Consider the following 19,006-nt stretch of genomic DNA (forward strand, 5'->3'; position numbering starts at 1 on the left):
TCCGGCCTGAGGCCAAGCACGCGGTAAGCCGCCTGAAGGCGCTCGGCGTGGAGCGGACGGTCATGCTTACGGGCGACAACGAGCGGACCGCACGAGCTATCGCCGAGCAGGTCGGCGTCGACGACTACCGCGCAGAACTCCTTCCCCAGGAGAAGGTTGACGCCATCGACGGACTCGTCGACGAGTACGACGGCGTGGCGATGGTCGGGGACGGTATCAACGACGCGCCCGCCCTCGCTACAGCCACAGTTGGCGTGGCAATGGGCGCAGCTGGGACGGACACGGCGCTGGAGACCGCCGACATCGCGCTGATGGGCGACGATCTCGCGAAGCTCCCGTACCTCTATGAACTCGCGAACGATGCGAACGGCGTCATCCGCCAGAACATCTGGGCCAGTCTTGTGGTTAAAGCCGGGCTGGCTCTCGCTGTTCCCTTTGGCTACGTGCCCATCTGGCTGGCTGTCCTCGCAGGGGACGCCGGGATGACGACGGCTGTAACCGGGAACGCGATGCGGCTATCACGAATTACGCCAGAGATAGACACCGAAACCAATGCTTCGGAGGGATAAGATGAGTGCAGAGAACGAGGAAAACGTAAATTCCCATACAGAGTCAGATCAGCAAGAACACCCGTTCGGGCTCATGTCTCCACAGTTTGCCGTCCTTGTTGTGCTCGTTGGGCTCATCGGCCCCGGTTTGCTAGTACACACCTTCGAAGAGGCGAACCTTTCTGCCGTAGCTGATCTAGTGTGGATTGTCGGCTACGGCACGACGATATTCGTTGTGTGGTTCATTTGGGTTCGTCCGTTGGATCTCGTCGGATCCTCTGCGCAAGACGTGTCCCTCACTGAGGAGTCAGATCAGTCCGAAACTGGAACTGACGAGCACGATGACAAGTCTGAAGCCTCGGCTACGGTCGACTCTTCGGCACAGGATTTGGCGTCAACAAAAGAAGATACGTCTCAGGTATCCACCTACGAAAACCTAGAGACCTCGGATTCGAAATAACTCCAACTCTACGTGATCTATGACTCTGCACGAGGATACGGCAGAACATGAAGAGGCACCAGAAACAGGTGGCAGTACGCGTCGGCTTGCGCTCGTAGCGGTCGTCAATTTCCTTGGCTTCCTTGTCGAACTGGCTGGTGGACTCCTCTTTGGTTCGGTCGCCCTCATCAGTGACGCGCTCCACATGCTGTTCGACATGCTCGCATACGCGATGGCGTTCGGAGCAAGCTACACCGCCGAACGGTTCAAAGGCGGCGATGAGTGGTCGTATGGTCTCCATAGATTGGAGCCAGCCGCTGCGTTTCTCAACGGGATATTGCTTGTTCCGATGGTCGGATATATTCTATGGGAATCCTACCAACGATTCTTGGATCCGGTCGCAATTAATCCCACAATGACGTTAATCATCGCAGTCGGCGGCTTGCTTGTCAATCTGGGGTCCGTCTATATCGTCCAAGGTGGGAAAATGAGCCTCAACGAGCGCGGAGCATTCTACCATCTGCTCGGCGATGCCGGTGGCTCAGTCGCAGTGATCATTTCGACCCTAGCTGTCATTGTGTTCGATTTGCCCATCGCTGATCCAGTAGCTGCCGTCCTCATTGGTGTCTTAATACTCGTTTCGGCAGGGAAGGTGCTCCGTGGGAGCACGTCAATTCTCCTAGAGCGGAGTCCTATTTCACTGGAGAGACTTCGAGACAAACTAACGAATATCGATGGCGTCGAGAACGTCGACGACCTGCACGTCTGGCAAGTTTGCAGTCAACTGACGGTAGCGACGGTGCGGCTCCAATATGAACTAACATCACTAGACCAACAGCAGGCGATTCGATCTCAGGTCCATCAGCTTCTTTCGGATCGTGGGATTGATCATGCGACTGTCGAACTCGTGGGTGACATGGAAATCGATACGGGGACCGCCGACCGCACGAATCACGACCACTAGTCATGGCTCCTCCTACAAGCACTCAGATGTTCGAAATTCTCGATGAAACCGAGAAAGACCTCGTCGTGATCCGGGTTGGCCGAGGGACCCAACGGGGTTACGACGAACTATACTCACTACTAATCCAGAAGACAGACGAATATGGCGCAGTCCGTGTTCTGGAAGTAGTTCCGGACTGGACGTTTTCGACGTTTCTATCTCACGTGTACGGTATCATCCCCGACCTACGCTACGGGTCGCAGTTCACTATCAGCCGTTACGCCGCAGTTGGCGATTCGGTCTGGGCCAAGCTGCTCTTCGATTGGTGGGAAATAATTCGTCCCGTCTGGCCAGTCGCACCCAACCGAATGCGCTATTTCGAGATGTCGGCATTCTCAGATGCACTCCAATGGCTACAGGACGAAAAGATATAATCGCCTAACCGCGTTCTATGCCAGCCCCCATAGTAGGAAAGTGATATTCACGACACTATGGATAGGTAAGTGCTACCCTTACGGCAAAAGAGCCTACAAAGATGACGATCCCCGTCAAACACGAGAGTACTGAGGGAGATTGTGGAGAACTAATTCCAAACTCTTGAAACACCATACGCTCAGTCATTGTTTCTGGAGCCCGTCAATCTTCCAAATCCCTTTCGACGAATGAAGTTTATATATTCCTGATTCAAACGACTGCGCCACAATTTGTTGAGAGGGGATTCTCTCTGACTTCGTCGAAGTTTCTAAATTAGCAAAGTCAATAGTTACCTCCTCAAGCAGCGTGTACTCGCCAGCTACCTTGACGTAGGTTAGCGTATATTTTTTAGCTGGTTCAAGGCAGTACTGGTTACCTGAGCCATTGAGATCAGAAGCCAGAATTTCTATCTTATCACTAGATTGGTTTCTCCAGTTGGTGATGTCATTGAGGACCTCTTGATAGGCAGTATTAACTGCTGTACACGCACGTCGCCAGATAATCATACTGAGTGAAATTCCGAGAATCGGGAATAGTATAAAAACAACAAGAGCATACGAGCCAACCATCCATGCAAGGGGCATTAGGAGTACGCCGGCCAGGACAAAACTGGCCACAAAATACCGAACCACGATGTCTATTGGGTTCCACGCCTGTTGCCACTGTTGGTGCGAGATCCCGGTTTCGTCTGGTATTGTAATACGGTGCATTAACTGAACCCTCGTTTAACGTTAGTTCTTAGAACCAGCCACAAGGTTAGATTTTGAGCTACGATCATTGTTGCATGTTGAGAGAGTCCTTGTGACTGCGAGGCCAAGTGCGACGAATATGCTGTTAGCGAGCACGCCGAGTTCCAACGAGACCGAAAAGAACTGGTTGGCCACGCCCGTCAGTAGAGCGCCGAGCATGATGACACCAAATCCGATACCCAGAACATGGAGCGAATCCTCACCCGTTCGCCGATAGGCTTTGAACGCGATGTAGGTGATTCCACCCCCGAGAAGTAGGATTGCGAACTTAACCACCGCAATCGCCGTTATTACTTCGTTCATACCTCGTCCCCCATCATCGACCAGATGTCTGCAAGCCGTTCGTCGGTAGACTGCGGTGGACGTTCGACACTCACTGAAAATTCGCCTGTGTCGTCCATAGATATTGCCACGTTATCGGACGTTCGTAGTGGGTGGCTCGTCCGCCACCCGAACTGATCGTATCCCGCTCTCGTGCAAGAGAAGTGGAGCTGAGCAGTCCTAATTTGCGATACAACGTGGACTTGAGGAGGACACAGGCATCTATGAGTTCGTTCGCAGTCATGGGTTCAACAGTTTCGCGGAGAAGAGCCTGGCACTCGGAATCATCCAGCGCATCAAGGATATCCTGTAACGCTGGTGTGTCCTCGGACAACACTGAATGGTCTTCCCATTATTCGATTATACGTGCTCGCCGGGATATGGTGTTCGATTGCCGTTCGAGGATTCTCTCGACAGCACGAATCCAAAACAGATTGCAATCCTCAGTTCATAATGGACGAGCTGTCGAAAGAGTCGCGAGACGAGGATCAGTATGGTATCACTGGCAGCGGGGTGCTATGACTGGTGCTGAGTTTCGAGTCGTTGTTTTCCCTCTTCCGTGATTTCGTAGAAGCCTCGGCCCAGTAGACGGATACACTGGTCATTATAGAGATGGCCACGGATCTGGTTGAGGTAATCGGATGTCCATCGATGGCATTAGCGATCTCCATCACGTGACAAGGCGACCGGTCAGCAAGCGTTTCCAATTTTCCAGCAAGTCGTGAGACTCCTTATCAACTTCGTGGGATGGCTCCGCAATGAAGAAATGGCGGAATCCCACTCGATGGGAATCCGGTCTGTATTTTTATCACCCGGAATTCAACAAGACAAATCGTAATTTGAGATACCTCCACCAACCGATAGATGGCTCAAAATTCAACGGGTTCCAGCTACCTACGACAGACGATTCTGAATCACCCTCTTCTCGCGTTCATTCTCGTCACACCCACAGACTCATCTGTTCAAGCACGACTATGAGTCAGAACGAGACGACAAGCAGTATGATAACACACGAATTATGATAGAATACACAGGTCACTCGCTCACCCAACAGAACATCGAAGCTCTGCGTCTGAATAGCTTGAGTTCCCTCATTATTGATTCCAGCCAATGACACAATCAACGTCACGAGTTGGCTCTGTCGTAACTGCGATTGGACTCACGTACGGTTCGACAATCATCGGCTCCCTCGTCGTCCTTATTGCTGGCGCCGTCTTGGCCATCTTCGGGATCAATGTCGCGACTCGCCCATCATTGCGCCTCGTGCTGAATACAGTCCTGTTGCAAGGATTAACGTTTGGAGGGGGTACTGTCCTCTATCTCAGATACCGCAATCTCGGCTTCGATTTCATCCCGCTCACGATTCCGGACAGACGTGATGTTGCCGTGACTATCGCTGGGATAGTTACGCTGTTAAGCCTGCTTGTTATCGCCTCAATGATCATCTCCTCGCTTGGTCTCGAATCAGCACAAAATCGAATCGTCACGATTGGTCAGCAGAATCCAGCGGTGTATCTCCTGCTCGTTCCTCTTTCATTTCTGTTAGTCGGTCCGGGCGAGGAACTGTTATATCGGGGACTAGTTCAGGGTACGCTCCGAAAAACGCTGCATCCGGCCCGTGCAATCGTTCTTGCGAGCGCTCTCTTCGCATCAATCCATCTCTTCTCATTGACCGGGGAGGGGAAGCTGGTGTACGTCGGTATCGCATTCGTGCTAGCCTTGGTACTGGGCGCAACCTACGAGTACACCGACAACCTCGCAGTCCCAGCCGTGGTTCACGGTGCGTACAATGCAGTACAGTTTGGAAGCGCATATCTGACAGCTACAAGCGGGATTTGAATCTCGTCGACTCTTGACCCACGGTATGGGACTTGCAACAAACGAGCAGTAGGCTTGTCAAGACAGCCATCGCCAGACTCCCTCTACTCCAGCCCACAGAAGACAGCCAGTGAGGAAGACCGCCAGCTCAAGAACTTCTAAAAACCCCATCCAGACAGGTGTGATATACATAAGACCGTTCAAGTATTTCCCAGGGATGAAATGTTTGGTGAAAATCAGGACACGGTCACTCAAACTGCCCGTCTGTGAGTCGAGATTTGCTTCCGTTGCACTCGGACCACCTGTACTCTCGTCTCCAGTCCCGAGACGTTCTGCCTCGTAGGGGAAGGCGATATTGACGCTCCACACCACCTCTCCTTGTTCATCAACTTCGAACACACGATTCCCGTTCGAATCTGTTATCAGAGTGTGTCCGTTCGGGAGCCGATCGGCGTCCCGTGGCCACTGCATTCGCGCGTCTCGCCATACCCATGACTGTTCCCAGCGATTACCTGTTCGTTGATACTCAACAACGCGATTGTTCTCCGAATCTCCGACGAGGATAGCGGGACCGCCATGCTCAGTCGGGATGTAATCCGGATTGTGCTGTTCGTAGAGGAAACTATAGTCGTCCTCCTTGCCGAGAGTCCACCCATCGATGAGTCCACTCCGATTCAGGAACACGACCCGGTCTTGGTTCCGAGCACTCACCATGAGACGGCCATCTTCAAGCACTTCGATGTCGTTGATATGCGTCCAATCCTCAGGATATGGACCACCTGTTTCTCTGGGGAATGCGCTACTGGCGTTCCACGTCCATTCGGTCTGACCGGAGGTGGTATTCACGACGAATGCCCGATCAAGATAGATATCCGCGACAGCTAGGTGTGTCTCGTTGAGCCGGTCAGCATCGTGGTAGCGGGTCGCTTCCTTCCCAGGGGTGGTTTCGCTCCAGATACGCGTCACCTCGCCAGTCGTCAAGTTAACTCGCTCATATCCGTTGCGCGTACAGGCGTTGGTCGAGCGAGCATCCTTATATTCGTTCCAGACCTCCTCGTCAACCCGGCGCTGGGTGAAGTTGCTGGTGTCCGGACATGACGACGGCTCAAGGTGGTCCGCGAACATGTACTCAACGGAGGTTCTTGTTTCAGGTACCGGATCGACGTCCCAGTACCGCGTGTGTGAGTCGTTATAGTAGAGGATGTTTCCGTCCGGGTTGAATGCGACGAGCTCCGCTCGGGCACGAGGCCCGCTACTCGCCTCACCTCGCCACGAATTCGAATCGGTCGCGATGACCGTAACATTGTCGCGAGGTTCGACGACCTGTTGCTGTGGGTTCGCAACACCTTGGTTCGTGAGATGGCTCTCGAAGGTATCGTTGGTTGCGCTGAGCGTGTATCCATAGGCTAGGCCAATACTGGATAAACCGATAACAACGACAAAGAACACACGGAGAAAAGACTTGGACACCACGATAGAACCTCTGACTAGATACTAATTAGTTATACGTATGCTAAGAATTTGGGGTAGCACTATCCCGTGAAGTCACTATACGAGACGCTACCTTGGTCGACGATGACCTGGCTGTCTGGAACCTCTCCGTCCGGCGGCATCTTCTCTTCGGCAGGACCACCTGGTTTGCCCACGACGATTCGGCCGACCATTCCCAGAGCTTTGTGTGGAATACAGAAGTAATCGTATGTACCCGAGGATTCAAACGTGTGCTCATAGGTCGCACCCCGTTCGCTCAGGGTTTTGCTATTGAACGTTTCCGCCCCCTCAGGGATCCGAGTTACTGAGGCTGAACTCGTTCCTTTCTTGTAGGCAGTCGCCGAATGACTCCCACTCTGGATCTCGAACGTGACCGTCTCTCCGGATTCAACGAACAAGCCGATTGGATCGAAATAATACTCGCTACCTTCGGTGACCATCATAACCGTATTCGAACCACCCGAGATACCGGTCTCCTGTGTCTCGGTTGTGGTTGGCCCACCGCCGTCATCATTTCCGTTCCCTGAACTACTACATCCGGCGAGACTGGTTACGCCGCCTGTAGCGAGAACTCCGGCTGTCTTGAGTATACGTCGACGCTCCATACATACTTATCAAAGGTCCCGGTATAAGCGGCAAAGGCGGATTCCCAATACGTGGGACACCGCCCTCATTTGACGTGCCAAAATCGCAAAATCGGAGTGATGGCATTCCATTTGGTATGGGCCCATTCCTTATTCGGCCTGTGGGTCACCGTTCAGACCAATAGAGATATTCGTAGAGGTGGAACTAATGGTTGATCCCGTTCTTGCAAGCCGTCTCCAGTTCGCGCTCACCACCATCGTTCACATCATCTTTCCAGTGATGAGTATGGGCCTCGCGCCATTTCTCATCTATTTCACATGGAAAGAGATTCGTACCGGACAGCCAGTGTACGAACAGCTTCGTCGGTTCTGGACACGAATCTTTGCAGTGAGCTTCGTCGTGGGAACCGTGACCGGTCTTGTCCTCGAATTCGAATTTGGAACGAACTTCGCCGCATTCTCGACGACCGCCGGAGAACTGTTCGGTGGTCCACTCGCCCTCGAAGGGATGATGGCGTTCATGCTGGAAGCTACCTTCCTCGGGATCTTCGTCTTCGGCCGCAACCGTGTGTCAGACCGGCTGTACTTCGTATCGAGTATTGCTGTCGGGGTCGGCACGTGGCTCTCGGCTGTCTGGATCCTCATCGCGAACTCATGGATGCAGACGCCGCGTGGGTTCAAAATCGTCGTGGAGAACGGCCAGCGGATTGTGAAGCTTACCGACCCGCTCGCAGCCTATCTCAATCCGAGGTTCCCCTATATGTTCATCCATATGCAGAACGCTGCCGTCGAGTCGGTCGCGCTCTTCATGGCCGGCGTCGCGGCCTACTATGTGTTCCGACACCACGTCTGGGGCTATTCGGTTGAACATATCGATGTCTGGGAGAAGACGCTCAAAATCGCGCTCGTCGTTCTACTCATCACGGCCCCGCTGCAGGTGATTCAGGGAGATGAGTATGCCCGCCACGTTTCCGAAACTCAACCGCAGAAATTCGCCGCAATGGAAGCCGTCTGGGAAACCGACTCCTACGTCCCCGAGTATATCGTTGCATTCCCGACGGACGTAAACGATTTGCTGAACCCACGCACGAAAGAACTCTTTGGCTTCGGCATCCCGGGTGGAGCATCCTGGCTCGCGAGTGGCGGAAACCCACAGGCTACGATACGAGGACTCGAATCCTTCTCGACAAAAGCCCCACCTGTGGCGATCGTCTTCTGGGCGTTCCGGATTATGGTCGCGCTCGGCTTCTGGTTTATTCTGCTGGCCGTCTGGGGGGGCTATCGATGGTGGCGCGGCGAACTTTTCGAAGACGACCTATTGCATAAGGCGTTGATGGCGTCGTCTCTCCTGGGATTCGTCGCCGTAGAGGTTGGCTGGATCGTCACCGAAGTCGGAAGACAACCGTGGGTTATTCAGGGGGTAATGAAGACGAGTGCTGGCGTTTCTCCAGGTCTCACAGGCGCCGAAGCAACGTTCACACTCCTCGGATTCGTTACCGGGTACATCCTGTTACTGGGCCTCTACACATACGTCGTCGGTCGAATTATCCGAGCAGGACCACCATCGAAAGACGAGCTCAGGCAGAGCGATTCTGACCGCGTCCCAGATTCGGAGGTGACGTCAGGTGATTAGCATCGGAGCGCTGGCCACAAGGCCACTATTCGGATTACCACTTGCCGAACTCTGGTTCGCGCTGCTGTTTTTCATCTTCGGGATGTTCCTCTTTCTCGACGGCTTTGACTTCGGCGTGGGCATCCTGTTTGCAACCCGCGACAATGACCACGAGAAGGAACAGCTGTTAGCAGCTGTTGGGCCGTTCTGGGATGGGAACGAGGTCTGGCTCGTCGTCTTCGGAGGGACACTATTCGCGGCGTTTCCGTCCGTGTACGCGAACCTCTTCAGTCGGTACTATCTGTTGATGTTCGCGATTCTGGCCGCGCTCGGTCTCCGAGGGCTCGCCCCAGAAATGTACGAGGAGCGTGAAGACAGCCGCTGGCAGACACTGTGGGGTTACTCGTTTGTCATCGGGAGCACCGTTACGCCGTTCCTCTTGGGGCTGTTCGTCATGAACTGGCTGGTCGGAACAACCGGCCTCATCACTCCAGTGGGATTCCTAGGCGGTGTCACAGTCCTTGCCCTCACGATCGTCGACGGTGCGGCGTTCCTCGGGCTGAAAACTCGCGGCGCGCTACGAGATGAAATGAGAAACTACGGTATCCAGGCTGCCGTGAGCTATCTTGGTATCACGATCATTACGCTCGGGACGATATATGCAGCTGAGCCAGGGCTGCGCTCCTCCTTCCGTTCGCCCACCGTCGTTGCACTTGTGATCCTCACGGCTACACTGACTGGAATCTACGCCGTCGCACTCCGCAGACGTCGGTACTACGCCGCGTTCGCAGCGACAGCTACACTCGTCTTCGGATTAGTGGGGCTTGTCGCAACCCTTCTGTATCCCTTCATGGATCGGACTGCAGGACTTACCGTCCGGGAGGCGATTATCTCTACGCTTCCACTCAATCTCATGTCGATCATGGCGAGCGTGCTGCTCCCAATCGTGCTCGGCTACTTTGTCGTGCTCTATTCAGCGTTCAGTGGTCCCGTTGATACTGAGGAAACCTACGGATGAGACGCATAATCAGGCAATTTCGTACCGTTGAGTTGTGGGGAAATAGTCCAGTGAGAAATCAACATCGATTCGTGAATATGGTGGCCTGAGACAATGACATCAACACAGTCCAGTTCGGTGCCCCGATTGCTGTCTCGTATCGTAGTGACGTGGGTCGAGCTTACGGTTGTCGGGTTTGGGGGAGGTGCAATTGGCACATCGATTGGCGGCCCGCCAGGGTTGATTATTTATTTCGTTACGACCCTCCTCTCAGTTGGTATACTCTTCTACAACGTGAACGAACTTATCAAAGATTGTATATATTCCTATGCGGAATTCACGTAGTTGTCTGCGTGTGTCGAATTCGATTTCATGAAGTGAGTGGATTTAACTGGATAGGCCAGTGAGCACAAAATGTTCCATTGGTGTAGCTCGGCCAATCATCTCGGCATCTCACGCCGAGGACCGAGGTTCAAATCCTCGATAGAGCATTTTCGACCGGTTACCGAACAGGGATAAGAATCTCTCCCCACTCCGAATGCCCTGTCGTGCCTCAATCATATCTTAGCTGGGACCTGGATGCCGATATTTGTTAAATTAATTATGGTTGGATTGGTCTGATTTGTACTAATTTTAGTAATTAGAGATGAACATATTATCAACTTTGTCAATGTCTTCGGCTCCGAATGCCTCTCAGATCGGTGTGGACATCGAATGGATTCGGGACCGAGACAGCAGGGGTGGGACTCGGAGTCGGCAGACTCAGTAATGGGAGTGGTCGGTCCGTCCCGTCATGTCTTCCTCGGGACCGACACATTCGGCGGTCGCGTGGTCGGACTACCTTCCTGCTGAGTCGAGTCAATCAGGCTCCCGACGAACAAGCCGAAACTCCCGACGATGATGGGCTGTCCCGGTGAGACTGCGAGAAAGAGTGGGGGTGGAGATCGCGATTTCAAGCGTCTGCCACGATACCAGTCGACTGCCTCAGTTGGATACAACCCGAATCAAGAGATGAAATAGCAAAAATATTTGTTTAGACGTATCAAACTCTGTTTCATGGTGGCCCCGAAAATAGAAGATTGCCTGAAGGCAATTTACTGTCTTCAGGACGGAGACACCCCGGCCTCATCATCTGAGATTGCGGCCGCGATAGGGGTCAAGCCACCAACCGTGACGACGATGTTGCAGCGCATGGACGACGATGACCTCGTTCATTACGAGAGTTATACAGGGGCCTGCCTCACTGATCGTGGGGAAAAGCACGCGCTCAATGTGCTTCGCAACCACCGACTGCTCGAACTGTTCCTGACTGAGGAACTCGGGTATGAGTGGTCTGCGGTGCACGAGGAAGCAGACGTCTTAGAACACCATCTCAGCGAGACGCTGGTGGAACGAATCGAAGCGGTCCTGAAGTCTCCTACGGTGGACCCGCATGGAGAGCCGATTCCCACCGCTGACCTCGAAATTCCACGGTGTGAGACACAACAGCCGTTGGCAGAGTGTCAGGAGGGAACAATTGTTGTCCTCTCTGAAGTACGAGCGAACAGTTCAGACGTCCTTTCGTACCTCACGAAGGCTGGAATCTCCCTCGGAACGGAACTCAAAGTGGTCGAGACCGCACCGTTCGGGATGATCACATGCGAAGTGAATACGGCAGACAAACCGCTCTCGCTACCGGCCGACGTCGCTGCAGAAATCTACGTTTCACGGCCAGCTGAATCGAGTAAAAAGGATCGCAGAAAATACAACGAGGCAAAATAGATGCCATCATTAGATTATTCACAAGCAGCAGAGCTTTCAGACAAACTGGAGCAACGACTCATCGATTCGCTCGACACAGACCTCAAGACCACCCGACGGGCAGTTCTCGGGGGGCTTGGTCTCGCAGGGAGCGCTGCTTTCACGGGTATCGGACGGGCGGACGGAAATGAGGATCACGGCTCCGGAAAAGACTCCCATGGGAACTTCGGAGCGGTCGGTGAGTACAGCGACACCGACTTCGACCCACACGAATTCCTGTACCAGTTCAACACGGGCCGAGGTGAACAAGAGAACGTCCCGCAAGACGTGTACCAGGAGGACGGTCGAACCGTTCGCGAGTTCACGTTTCAAGCGGTCGACACCACTGTCACCATTGCCCCTGGAATCGAATTCCCAGCGTGGGCCTATAACGGGCAGGTTCCTGGCCCAACGATTCGGGCCGTCGAGGGCGATCTTATTCGAGTGAGGTTCGAGAATCTCGGACGACATGCCCACACGATTCACCCCCATCTCCGGAATCTCAACCCGGAGATGGACGGGATTCCCCAGAACGGGCCAGGTGTCCTCGATACGGGTGAGTCATTCACGTACGAGTGGATCGCCCAGCCTGCAGGCTGTCACTTCTACCACTGTCACTCACTTCCACTCAAAGAACACATTCATCGTGGCCTGTACGGGGCGATTATCATCGACCCGGCCCCTGAGCGCGTCGCGGACAGACCCGAGGAGTACTGCGACTCCCACCGTTCGCAAATCACTGATGAACTTCGCGCAGACCTCGTCGCCGAGGCTAAAACGCGGAACCACGAGTATCCCGAGAATGACGCCATCAACGAGATGGTGATGGTGATGAACGGCTTCGATGTCAACTTCGACGGCGGCAATGAGGTATACGCTGCCAATACCCGTGCGTTCGCCTATGGTGTCGGTGACACCGACGGTCAAGGTAACTGGGAAGCTGGCGAAACCAAGCGTCCGATTCAGATCGACAAGAATCAGCGCCAACGAGTGTACCTCGTCAACGCGATCGAGTTCGACCTCATCAACTCGTTCCACACTCACTCACAGTTCTTCGACTACTACGACCACGGAACGACGCTGACGCCGACCCACCAGACGGTGGACACGGTCATGCAGTGTCAGGCACAGCGCGGCATTATCGAACTGGACTATTCAAACCACGACCCGGGACTCTACATGTTCCACGCTCACCAGTCGGAATTCGCAGAACTTGGCTGGATGAGTTTCTTCGAGGTGGTCTAAATGAGCAAACCGAACACCGATGGCGGTACGACTGTCAGTCGGACCGAGCGTCCGCTGGGACTTCCCAAGTGGGCTGCAGCACTGCTTCCGATCCTCCTGCTCGCACTCATCGCAGGTGGGTTCTTCGCAGCGACACCGTTCGCGTCGCTCGACACCGGAGGTGAGCCGCTCCCCGACGTGTCGGTAACGCACACGACGCTACCGAACGAAGAGACGATGGTCCTTCACGTCACGAATAACGGCCCGAACGAAGTGACCATCTCACAGGTACTCGTCGCGGAAGCGTACTGGGACTACGAGGTACGAGGTGCGGGCGGCGATAATACACTCGCTCCTCGCGAGAGTGCCGAGGTCGTCATCCCGTACCACTGGAATCCCACCTGGGACCTCGAAGTAGCACTGATACTCGAAGGGGGAGCGACGGTCCACCACACCATCGTCTCACCGAGTCAGTCGCCAGGGCTAACGGGTGGCCTGTTACTGACGATGGCCGTCATCGGTCTGTTCGTCGGTGTGATTCCTGTTGCACTCGGGATGCTGTGGTTCCCATTCCTGCAGTCGATGAGCGACCGCTGGCTTCACGCGATTCTCGCCTTCTCGGCGGGTATTCTCGCTTTTCTCGCTATCGACGCCGGGTTCGAGGCATTCGAACTCAGTGAGCAAGTGCCGGGTGCGTTCGAAGGAACCGCTCTCGTCGCACTCGGCATCATTGGTTCACTTCTCGCCGTTCAAGCCGTCAGCGCATGGCGCCAGGGCCGTGCAGAAGCAGGTGATAAGCGCGCCCAGAGCGGCCTGTGGATTGCCTACTTAGTCGCGCTCGGAATCGGCCTACACAACCTCGCTGAGGGGCTCGCAATCGGGAGTTCCTTCGCACTGGGCCGCGTCTCGCTCGGTGCCTTCCTCGTCATCGGGTTCATGCTACACAACGTGACTGAGGGACCTGCCGTCGTCGCACCCGTCGCACGTGGTGAGCGTCCGAGTGCTCTCCACTTCGTCGGCCTTGGATTCCTCGCCGGTGCGCCCGTCATTTTGGGGGGGTGGCTTGGCAGTCTCGCCTTCTCACCGACGCTTGGAGCCTTCTTCCTCGCTGTTGGCGTGGGAGCGATCATTCAAGTGATCTGGGAGCTTCGAGAGATGGTTAGTCGGAATGGACGTGTTGGTTCTGCGCTGAACCTCGTGACGTTCCTCGTCGGACTCATCGTGATGTACGCTACCGACCTCTTCGTCGCACTCTAAAACCCTCAGGTCTACCTTTACTCAAGCAATGAACCGACGGCAGATGCTCAAAGTCGGCGGAAGCACTCTCGGAGCAATGGCAATGACGGGTTGTTCATCCAGCGGCCAGTCAGGCGGACCGACACGTGTCTCGATGAACGAAGACTTCGCATTCGATCCGGAGACGCTGACCGTCAATTCGGGAACGACAGTGAGATGGGTGAACGATAGCAGCGTCAGGCATACAGTGACGGCCTATGAGGACGAGATACCAACGGAAGCAGAGTATTTCGCGAGTGGAGGGTTTGGGTCTGAGAGAGCCGCACGAAACAATGTGAGTGGAGGCCTGCTCGCTGCTGAAGATACCTATGAACACACCTTCAAGGCTGCGGGGATGTGTCAATATGTGTGCATCCCACACGAAAGCTCTGGGATGACAGGAACGGTGACAGTTGAGTAGTCCGCACTCTCTCCCTTGAGTGACGGAACGAGGTTGAATCCAAGCACACCAGTCAACAAGGACAAGGAAACCATCAGTCCCATGCTGTTCTCGATACGACCGGGCATAGCGAGCGAGGCGAAGTGAAATGACAATAAATAGTTACTCCACCCATCACTTATACGTCAGAATCGACTTCGTTGAGCGCTTCCGTCGCCACGTTTCCTAGTTCCCCAGCTTCGATATGTGAATACCGCTCTCGCACCATCTCCTCGGAGTTGTCGAGATATCGGGCTGCAACCGTGTAGCCGAACGCTCTGACGAGGACCTCTCCCATCCCCCGTCGACCGCCGTGAGGCGCGAGATAGTCGTGTTTCGGATGGTCGATGTCGATCTCCGCCGCATTCGAGAGTCGCTGGAGAATGGATCGTGAGCCATCTGTCGTAATTGACGGCGGTCGAACGTCCTCATCAAGCGCCAACAGGAGGTCGCGAGCGTACTCGTCACGTCGCTCCTCAATTGTATCCGAGCGTTCCCCGCGGTCAGCCAGCTCGTCCTGCACAAGCGTCGCGAGTGTCCGCTGGTCGAACGTTTGGAACACTGGCCAGCGCTCAGTGGGTGGGTCCATCAGTGTTCGATAGCTCCGCAGCGGTGAAATTACTGGGTCGGGGAGGCTTGCGGCGTCCCACTGCTGTTTCTTCCGGTAGACGTCCATACTCCCGTCCTCAAGCGAGATGTCCTCCCAACGAACCCCACGTCGGCGTGGGTCGTTCGGATCCCGGAGTAGTTCCCCGACACGCACAGCTGTGTAGGCAAGCACGAATACGAGCGCGCGGTCACGAGCGGCTTTCAGCGCTTCGTAGTGCGCCCGCTGCTTATCGAGGGGGTCCACATTCTCGGGAAGTGTCGTGTACGTTTCAATGGCGTCGCGAGCCTGCTCATCGACATATCGGGTGAGCGCGTGGCGCTGTTCGGATGTCCAGGCCTGCTGGTCGCCAGGTTTGCGACCGTCATCTTCAGGAAGCGGCGCCATCGCGCTCGCCCGTTGAGCGTAGTGCGCTTCGAGGTACCCCTCATTGACGCACCAGCCACACCACGCAGAGATATAGCGGTAGTAGGTTTGTACGGCATTCTGCTTGAGACCTCGATCGCCGGCGAGATGGCGGGCGTACTCTCGGAAGATACGCTCGTCAAGCTCTTCGAAAGTAGGTTCCCCGTCAACGTCGTCGGGAACGATCCCGGTCCAGTCATCGCCACCGCGGTCGCTTGCGGCCCACTCGACGAACCGCTTGAGTTCGCGTGCTGCGTTGCGTCGATAGTTCCCGCCGTCGCCACCGCGGCCCTTCCCCTTATCCTGGAGATACCGCTCGAACGAGTCTGTGAGTGAGGTCGATTGCGTTCGTCCCGTGGGTGTATTCCGATTCATAATGCTCTCTCGAAGTGTCTAATGTAGTCAGTCACACAGACAGACGCCGCCTTCCCGGATCTGACTTACTGCGAATTGATGGACAGCGATAGCGAGTTCGGTCATTGCTTCCGCCTGTTCTTCGGTTGGACGCCCGCCGCCGTAATAACTCTCAGTCCGATTCTCGCTGTAGAGGGCCTTCATCTGTTGTGCAGTCTCCCTCTCGAATAGCCCGATCTGGTGGGCACGCTCGTAGCTGAACTGGTGGTCCTGAAAATCTTGGAGTGTATCGTTCGTCATCGAGAGCGCATACGCCTCAATCGACCGTTCAATAGCGCCGAAGCAGACTTCAATAACGGCCGTATAGTACCCATCCTGTGATTGAAGCGTGTCAACGACCTCAAGGAGGCGACATGCTTTCGTCAGTTGCGTCTTCCAGTCCGCATCGGCACTAATTCCGTCTTCAAACTCCATTCGCCCCCGTCCAACCATTTCGAAAGCGTCCTGTGCACGCTCGAGTGCTGCGAGCACAGAAGCTGGATCCGAGCCGCTACTCATTGGCGGCTCCTTCCTCCAAGAGGAGGTTTTCGACGGTTTCGAAATCACTCGTCTTGTAGACTGGAATTCCCGAGACAATGATTTCACGAATGTCAGCGGTGTAGGCTGGAATCGCTTGAACGGCCTCGACATCGATATCGTACGCGTAGCGGTCACCATCGAACTCCGTCTCTTCAAGGTCACGGGCGATAGCGTTCGCTTCTCGTTGGCTTTCGGCCCGCCCGGTGCGAGTGAGCACCCAGAGATCGATATCGCTTCGTCGGTCAGCGTCTCCCCGAGCGACACTTCCGTACAGGATGATGCCGACGACGTCGCTAATATTCTCACGGAGTTTCGTTACCGCAGTTTTGACGGGGTGGTGGTACTCCGATTGAGGAATCCGAAGAATCGGCTCGTCTGGGATAGATAGGCGCTGTCTGTTGATTTGTATGAGTCGCTGGTTACTTTCGGTGGATTCGACGACCAGATTGTTCGCACTAAGAACGTTCACTGCCCGTCGGACGGACTGATGGGAGTGACCAATCTGCATTGCGAGTTCGCGCAGCGAGAAGTCACTGAATCGGTGGTTAATTAAAAAAAGAAGAACATCACTTGTCGCCTTGTGTTTGAATAAGTCCGGATCTGAAGGGGGTATTGAAAGCGAAATAGATACTCCAGACGAGTTCGTACTTTCCGTCTCGCGGTTCATATGCCGTACCACGGACCACTTCTATAAAAACATTATATGTGAGACGAGGCTTCCATAAATATCAAGCACGAGAGCGGCATCAACACGTTTGCTGCGAAGGACATCCATCAGCTGCTGGCCTCAGTACGTTCGGTCATTGGGGAGAGAAAGTCCACTCGCGGATGGCGAAGCTGACGGTTTCGATACGCTGCTGGGGCTCTCGGAGTTCGCTTCATCTTCAGTCAGAGTAGCCGAGTGGGACCAGTCCTAACACGGATCCCGGTCTTGGCGGCTCTCCCCCAGGTGAAGCGGCGTTCTGAGTGGATTGCAGCATTCGTGCTTCGTAGACGGCGTCGGGATACTAAAAACTGGTCGTGATTATCGAAGTAATCACGACCAGCTAGATCTTCTCTCGATTCCTGCTATTTCAGCATCTACAGACTTCTAGCCGAGGAAATTCGGCAAGTCACCAGTTCATAAACTGCGTTCTGCTATACTATTTCGCGTCCGTTTCAGCAAGCGAATCACCGTGGGCTACATGTCCACTACCCATTTCCGACCCGGGAAAGAACGAGCAGCTATGCCCAGTGATTCCGGCTCGAACGGTGTTCGCGTCTGGCTCGTCGAGCGGACGTACTCCGACGACGAGCAGAACCTCATTATCCTCACCTACGCGACCCCGGACGGCGAGCAGTACTACCGGAAGGAACGGGCGCTCACCTCTTTCACCGACGTCCGCGACACGACGGCCGCCGTCGAGGCCGACCTGGATAATCTCGGTTCGGTCAACAACGCCGACCTGCAGGAGCAGTACGCCGCCGAGGCCCAACGAATGCAGGAGGTACACGACCCCGAAGACGTGATCTAACTACCGTCAACGCAGGGGCCGCACCGAGCCGACGTGTTATATCCAACCACCCCCTACGCGTGGGTATGCGCGAACTCGTCTTCGCCCTCGAATACGAGCCGGGGTGCAACAGGGTGGCGGACACCCTCGCCGAGCACCCCGACGCCCGCGTCCGCTCGCTCTCGCTGCATGCCACCGCCGAGCAGCTCTGGCGCGTCGACCACGCCACCGGCACTCCGGACGCACTCGACGCCATTGAGGACGCCTTTCTCACCAGCGACTACTATGCGGACTGTCTCGCCACCGAGGACTGCGGCGCCACCCAGACCACCCGCGTCCTCGACCGTACGGACGACACGCTCGTCCTCTACTCCGACTGGGAGCGAACCCCCTCCTGCGCGTCCGTCCCCCACATCGCCCGCGACCACCTCGGCGAGGGCGTGTTGTTCGAGACCCGTCATGAGGGCCGCCACTACACGTGGCGGCTCATCCACTCGGGCGAGGGTGACGTGGCAGCGTTCTTCGACGCCCTCGAAGCCGCCGTCGGGGAGTGCGCCCGGATGGAAATGCTCCGAACCGCGGACACGACGGAGTCGATGGGCGGAGTCGACGAGACGGACAGTGACCTGTCTCCGGAGCAGGAGGCCGCACTCCGGGCAGCCGTCGAACACGGATACTACGAGTCCCCACGAGAGGTCGACGTCGGCGAACTGGCCGCGCATCTCGACGTACCGCGGTCGACGCTCACCTACCGACTCCGCCGGGCGGAGGAACACTTAGCGAAGCATCACGTCACAGGCGAGCGAGTACCGGAAAAGCCCCCGGCAACACGCTGACTCTCGGTTTGGAATATTCCAACAAAGGCTTATCGAACT

General features: G+C 55.3%; 20 protein-coding genes. 13 read left to right on the plus strand and 7 right to left on the minus strand.

Translation table 11 applies throughout. The features are described from left to right. From EGH23_RS23845 to EGH23_RS23860, 4 genes are all read left to right on the plus strand, one after another. Window positions 1–569, plus strand: a 569-nt coding sequence (locus EGH23_RS23845) for an HAD-IC family P-type ATPase (protein WP_220582485.1), incomplete at its 5' end; no start/stop codon positions are given. A 1-nt stretch (window position 570) separates the two neighbouring features. Beyond that, window positions 571–1,008, plus strand: a complete 438-nt coding sequence (locus EGH23_RS23850) for a DUF7996 family protein (protein WP_220582486.1) — start codon at window positions 571–573, stop codon at window positions 1,006–1,008. Between the two features lie 19 nt (window positions 1,009–1,027). After that, window positions 1,028–1,951: a cation diffusion facilitator family transporter gene (locus tag EGH23_RS23855; RefSeq protein WP_220582487.1), complete on the plus strand. Its 924-nt coding sequence runs from the start codon at window positions 1,028–1,030 to the stop codon at window positions 1,949–1,951. 26 nt (window positions 1,952–1,977) lie between these two features. Next, on the plus strand, window positions 1,978–2,364 hold the full coding sequence (locus tag EGH23_RS23860; RefSeq protein ID WP_220582488.1) for a SpoIIAA family protein: 387 nt from the start codon (window positions 1,978–1,980) through the stop codon (window positions 2,362–2,364). Window positions 2,365–2,547: 183 nt separating this feature from the next. Here EGH23_RS23860 and EGH23_RS23865 read toward each other — a convergent pair whose 3' ends face one another. Together EGH23_RS23865 and EGH23_RS23870 are read right to left on the minus strand one after the other, a co-directional pair. Beyond that, on the minus strand, window positions 2,548–3,114 hold the full coding sequence (locus EGH23_RS23865; protein WP_220582489.1) for a hypothetical protein: 567 nt from the start codon (window positions 3,112–3,114) through the stop codon (window positions 2,548–2,550). Between the two features lie 21 nt (window positions 3,115–3,135). Further along, entirely contained in the window at window positions 3,136–3,456 is a 321-nt protein-coding gene (locus tag EGH23_RS23870; protein ID WP_236045051.1) for a DUF7521 family protein, read from the minus strand. A gap of 1,128 nt (window positions 3,457–4,584) precedes the next feature. On the opposite strand from EGH23_RS23870, the gene EGH23_RS23875 reads away from it, so the two are divergent. Further along, window positions 4,585–5,313: a CPBP family intramembrane glutamic endopeptidase gene (locus EGH23_RS23875; protein ID WP_220582490.1), complete on the plus strand. Its 729-nt coding sequence runs from the start codon at window positions 4,585–4,587 to the stop codon at window positions 5,311–5,313. A 57-nt stretch (window positions 5,314–5,370) separates the two neighbouring features. On the opposite strand, the gene EGH23_RS23880 is transcribed toward EGH23_RS23875, so the two are convergent. Beyond that, the gene (locus EGH23_RS23880) at window positions 5,371–6,765 is read right to left on the minus strand and encodes an arylsulfotransferase family protein (RefSeq protein ID WP_425433272.1); all 1,395 of its coding nucleotides are present in this window, start codon (window positions 6,763–6,765) and stop codon (window positions 5,371–5,373) included. 59 nt (window positions 6,766–6,824) lie between these two features. Next, complete coding sequence (locus EGH23_RS23885) at window positions 6,825–7,226, minus strand: plastocyanin/azurin family copper-binding protein (protein ID WP_236045052.1); 402 nt, start codon at window positions 7,224–7,226, stop codon at window positions 6,825–6,827. A gap of 349 nt (window positions 7,227–7,575) precedes the next feature. Between EGH23_RS23885 and EGH23_RS23890 the strand changes: the two genes are divergently transcribed. The 6 genes from EGH23_RS23890 to EGH23_RS23915 all read left to right on the plus strand — a co-directional run bounded on the left by EGH23_RS23890 (window position 7,576) and on the right by EGH23_RS23915 (window position 14,675). Beyond that, window positions 7,576–9,000, plus strand: coding sequence for a cytochrome ubiquinol oxidase subunit I (locus EGH23_RS23890; RefSeq protein WP_220582493.1), 1,425 nt, complete (start codon window positions 7,576–7,578; stop codon window positions 8,998–9,000). Continuing rightward, on the plus strand, window positions 8,993–9,997 hold the full coding sequence (cydB, locus tag EGH23_RS23895) for a cytochrome d ubiquinol oxidase subunit II (RefSeq protein ID WP_220582494.1): 1,005 nt from the start codon (window positions 8,993–8,995) through the stop codon (window positions 9,995–9,997). The genes EGH23_RS23890 and cydB overlap by 8 nt, the downstream gene beginning before the upstream one ends. Window positions 9,998–11,032: 1,035 nt before the next feature. Further along, window positions 11,033–11,737, plus strand: coding sequence for a metal-dependent transcriptional regulator (locus EGH23_RS23900; protein ID WP_220582495.1), 705 nt, complete (start codon window positions 11,033–11,035; stop codon window positions 11,735–11,737). Beyond that, on the plus strand, window positions 11,738–13,000 hold the full coding sequence (locus EGH23_RS23905; protein WP_220582496.1) for a multicopper oxidase domain-containing protein: 1,263 nt from the start codon (window positions 11,738–11,740) through the stop codon (window positions 12,998–13,000). Then, window positions 13,001–14,236 carry a ZIP family metal transporter gene (locus EGH23_RS23910; RefSeq protein ID WP_220582497.1) on the plus strand — a complete coding sequence of 412 codons (1,236 nt, stop codon included), beginning with the start codon at window positions 13,001–13,003 and terminating at the stop codon, window positions 14,234–14,236. A gap of 133 nt (window positions 14,237–14,369) precedes the next feature. Next, complete coding sequence (locus tag EGH23_RS23915) at window positions 14,370–14,675, plus strand: plastocyanin/azurin family copper-binding protein (RefSeq protein ID WP_236045053.1); 306 nt, start codon at window positions 14,370–14,372, stop codon at window positions 14,673–14,675. Window positions 14,676–14,832: 157 nt separating this feature from the next. Here the strand turns inward: EGH23_RS23915 and EGH23_RS23920 are convergent, their stop codons facing one another. The 3 genes from EGH23_RS23920 to EGH23_RS23930 are packed head-to-tail and all read right to left on the minus strand — an operon-like array spanning window position 14,833 to window position 17,305. Further along, window positions 14,833–16,080, minus strand: a complete 1,248-nt coding sequence (locus tag EGH23_RS23920; RefSeq protein WP_220582499.1) for a phage integrase SAM-like domain-containing protein — start codon at window positions 16,078–16,080, stop codon at window positions 14,833–14,835. A gap of 27 nt (window positions 16,081–16,107) precedes the next feature. After that, the gene (locus EGH23_RS23925; protein ID WP_220582515.1) at window positions 16,108–16,551 is read right to left on the minus strand and encodes a DUF8154 family protein; all 444 of its coding nucleotides are present in this window, start codon (window positions 16,549–16,551) and stop codon (window positions 16,108–16,110) included. A gap of 58 nt (window positions 16,552–16,609) precedes the next feature. Beyond that, complete coding sequence (locus tag EGH23_RS23930) at window positions 16,610–17,305, minus strand: nucleotidyltransferase domain-containing protein (RefSeq protein ID WP_236045055.1); 696 nt, start codon at window positions 17,303–17,305, stop codon at window positions 16,610–16,612. Between the two features lie 559 nt (window positions 17,306–17,864). Between EGH23_RS23930 and EGH23_RS23935 the strand changes: the two genes are divergently transcribed. Next, window positions 17,865–18,152, plus strand: coding sequence for a DUF7967 family protein (locus tag EGH23_RS23935; protein ID WP_220582500.1), 288 nt, complete (start codon window positions 17,865–17,867; stop codon window positions 18,150–18,152). A 65-nt stretch (window positions 18,153–18,217) separates the two neighbouring features. Beyond that, entirely contained in the window at window positions 18,218–18,967 is a 750-nt protein-coding gene (locus tag EGH23_RS23940; protein ID WP_220582501.1) for a helix-turn-helix domain-containing protein, read from the plus strand. Window positions 18,968–19,006 lie beyond the last annotated feature (39 nt).

This window comes from Haloarcula nitratireducens (assembly GCF_019599505.1).

Bases quoted from the DNA above. Each gene is read 5' to 3' on its own strand.
- EGH23_RS23850 (WP_220582486.1), top strand. From the start codon at position 571: ATGAGTGCAGAGAACGAGGAAAACGTAAATTCCCATACAGAGTCAGAT.
- EGH23_RS23855 (WP_220582487.1), top strand. From the start codon at position 1,028: ATGACTCTGCACGAGGATACGGCAGAACATGAAGAGGCACCAGAAACA.
- EGH23_RS23860 (WP_220582488.1), top strand. From the start codon at position 1,978: ATGTTCGAAATTCTCGATGAAACCGAGAAAGACCTCGTCGTGATCCGG.
- EGH23_RS23865 (WP_220582489.1), bottom strand. From the start codon at position 3,114: ATGCACCGTATTACAATACCAGACGAAACCGGGATCTCGCACCAACAG.
- EGH23_RS23870 (WP_236045051.1), bottom strand. From the start codon at position 3,456: ATGAACGAAGTAATAACGGCGATTGCGGTGGTTAAGTTCGCAATCCTA.
- EGH23_RS23875 (WP_220582490.1), top strand. From the start codon at position 4,585: ATGACACAATCAACGTCACGAGTTGGCTCTGTCGTAACTGCGATTGGA.
- EGH23_RS23885 (WP_236045052.1), bottom strand. From the start codon at position 7,226: ATGATGGTCACCGAAGGTAGCGAGTATTATTTCGATCCAATCGGCTTG.
- EGH23_RS23890 (WP_220582493.1), top strand. From the start codon at position 7,576: ATGGTTGATCCCGTTCTTGCAAGCCGTCTCCAGTTCGCGCTCACCACC.
- EGH23_RS23900 (WP_220582495.1), top strand. From the start codon at position 11,033: ATGGTGGCCCCGAAAATAGAAGATTGCCTGAAGGCAATTTACTGTCTT.
- EGH23_RS23905 (WP_220582496.1), top strand. From the start codon at position 11,738: ATGCCATCATTAGATTATTCACAAGCAGCAGAGCTTTCAGACAAACTG.
- EGH23_RS23910 (WP_220582497.1), top strand. From the start codon at position 13,001: ATGAGCAAACCGAACACCGATGGCGGTACGACTGTCAGTCGGACCGAG.
- EGH23_RS23915 (WP_236045053.1), top strand. From the start codon at position 14,370: ATGAACGAAGACTTCGCATTCGATCCGGAGACGCTGACCGTCAATTCG.
- EGH23_RS23920 (WP_220582499.1), bottom strand. From the start codon at position 16,080: ATGAATCGGAATACACCCACGGGACGAACGCAATCGACCTCACTCACA.
- EGH23_RS23925 (WP_220582515.1), bottom strand. From the start codon at position 16,551: ATGGTTGGACGGGGGCGAATGGAGTTTGAAGACGGAATTAGTGCCGAT.
- EGH23_RS23930 (WP_236045055.1), bottom strand. From the start codon at position 17,305: ATGAACCGCGAGACGGAAAGTACGAACTCGTCTGGAGTATCTATTTCG.
- EGH23_RS23935 (WP_220582500.1), top strand. From the start codon at position 17,865: ATGCCCAGTGATTCCGGCTCGAACGGTGTTCGCGTCTGGCTCGTCGAG.
- EGH23_RS23940 (WP_220582501.1), top strand. From the start codon at position 18,218: ATGCGCGAACTCGTCTTCGCCCTCGAATACGAGCCGGGGTGCAACAGG.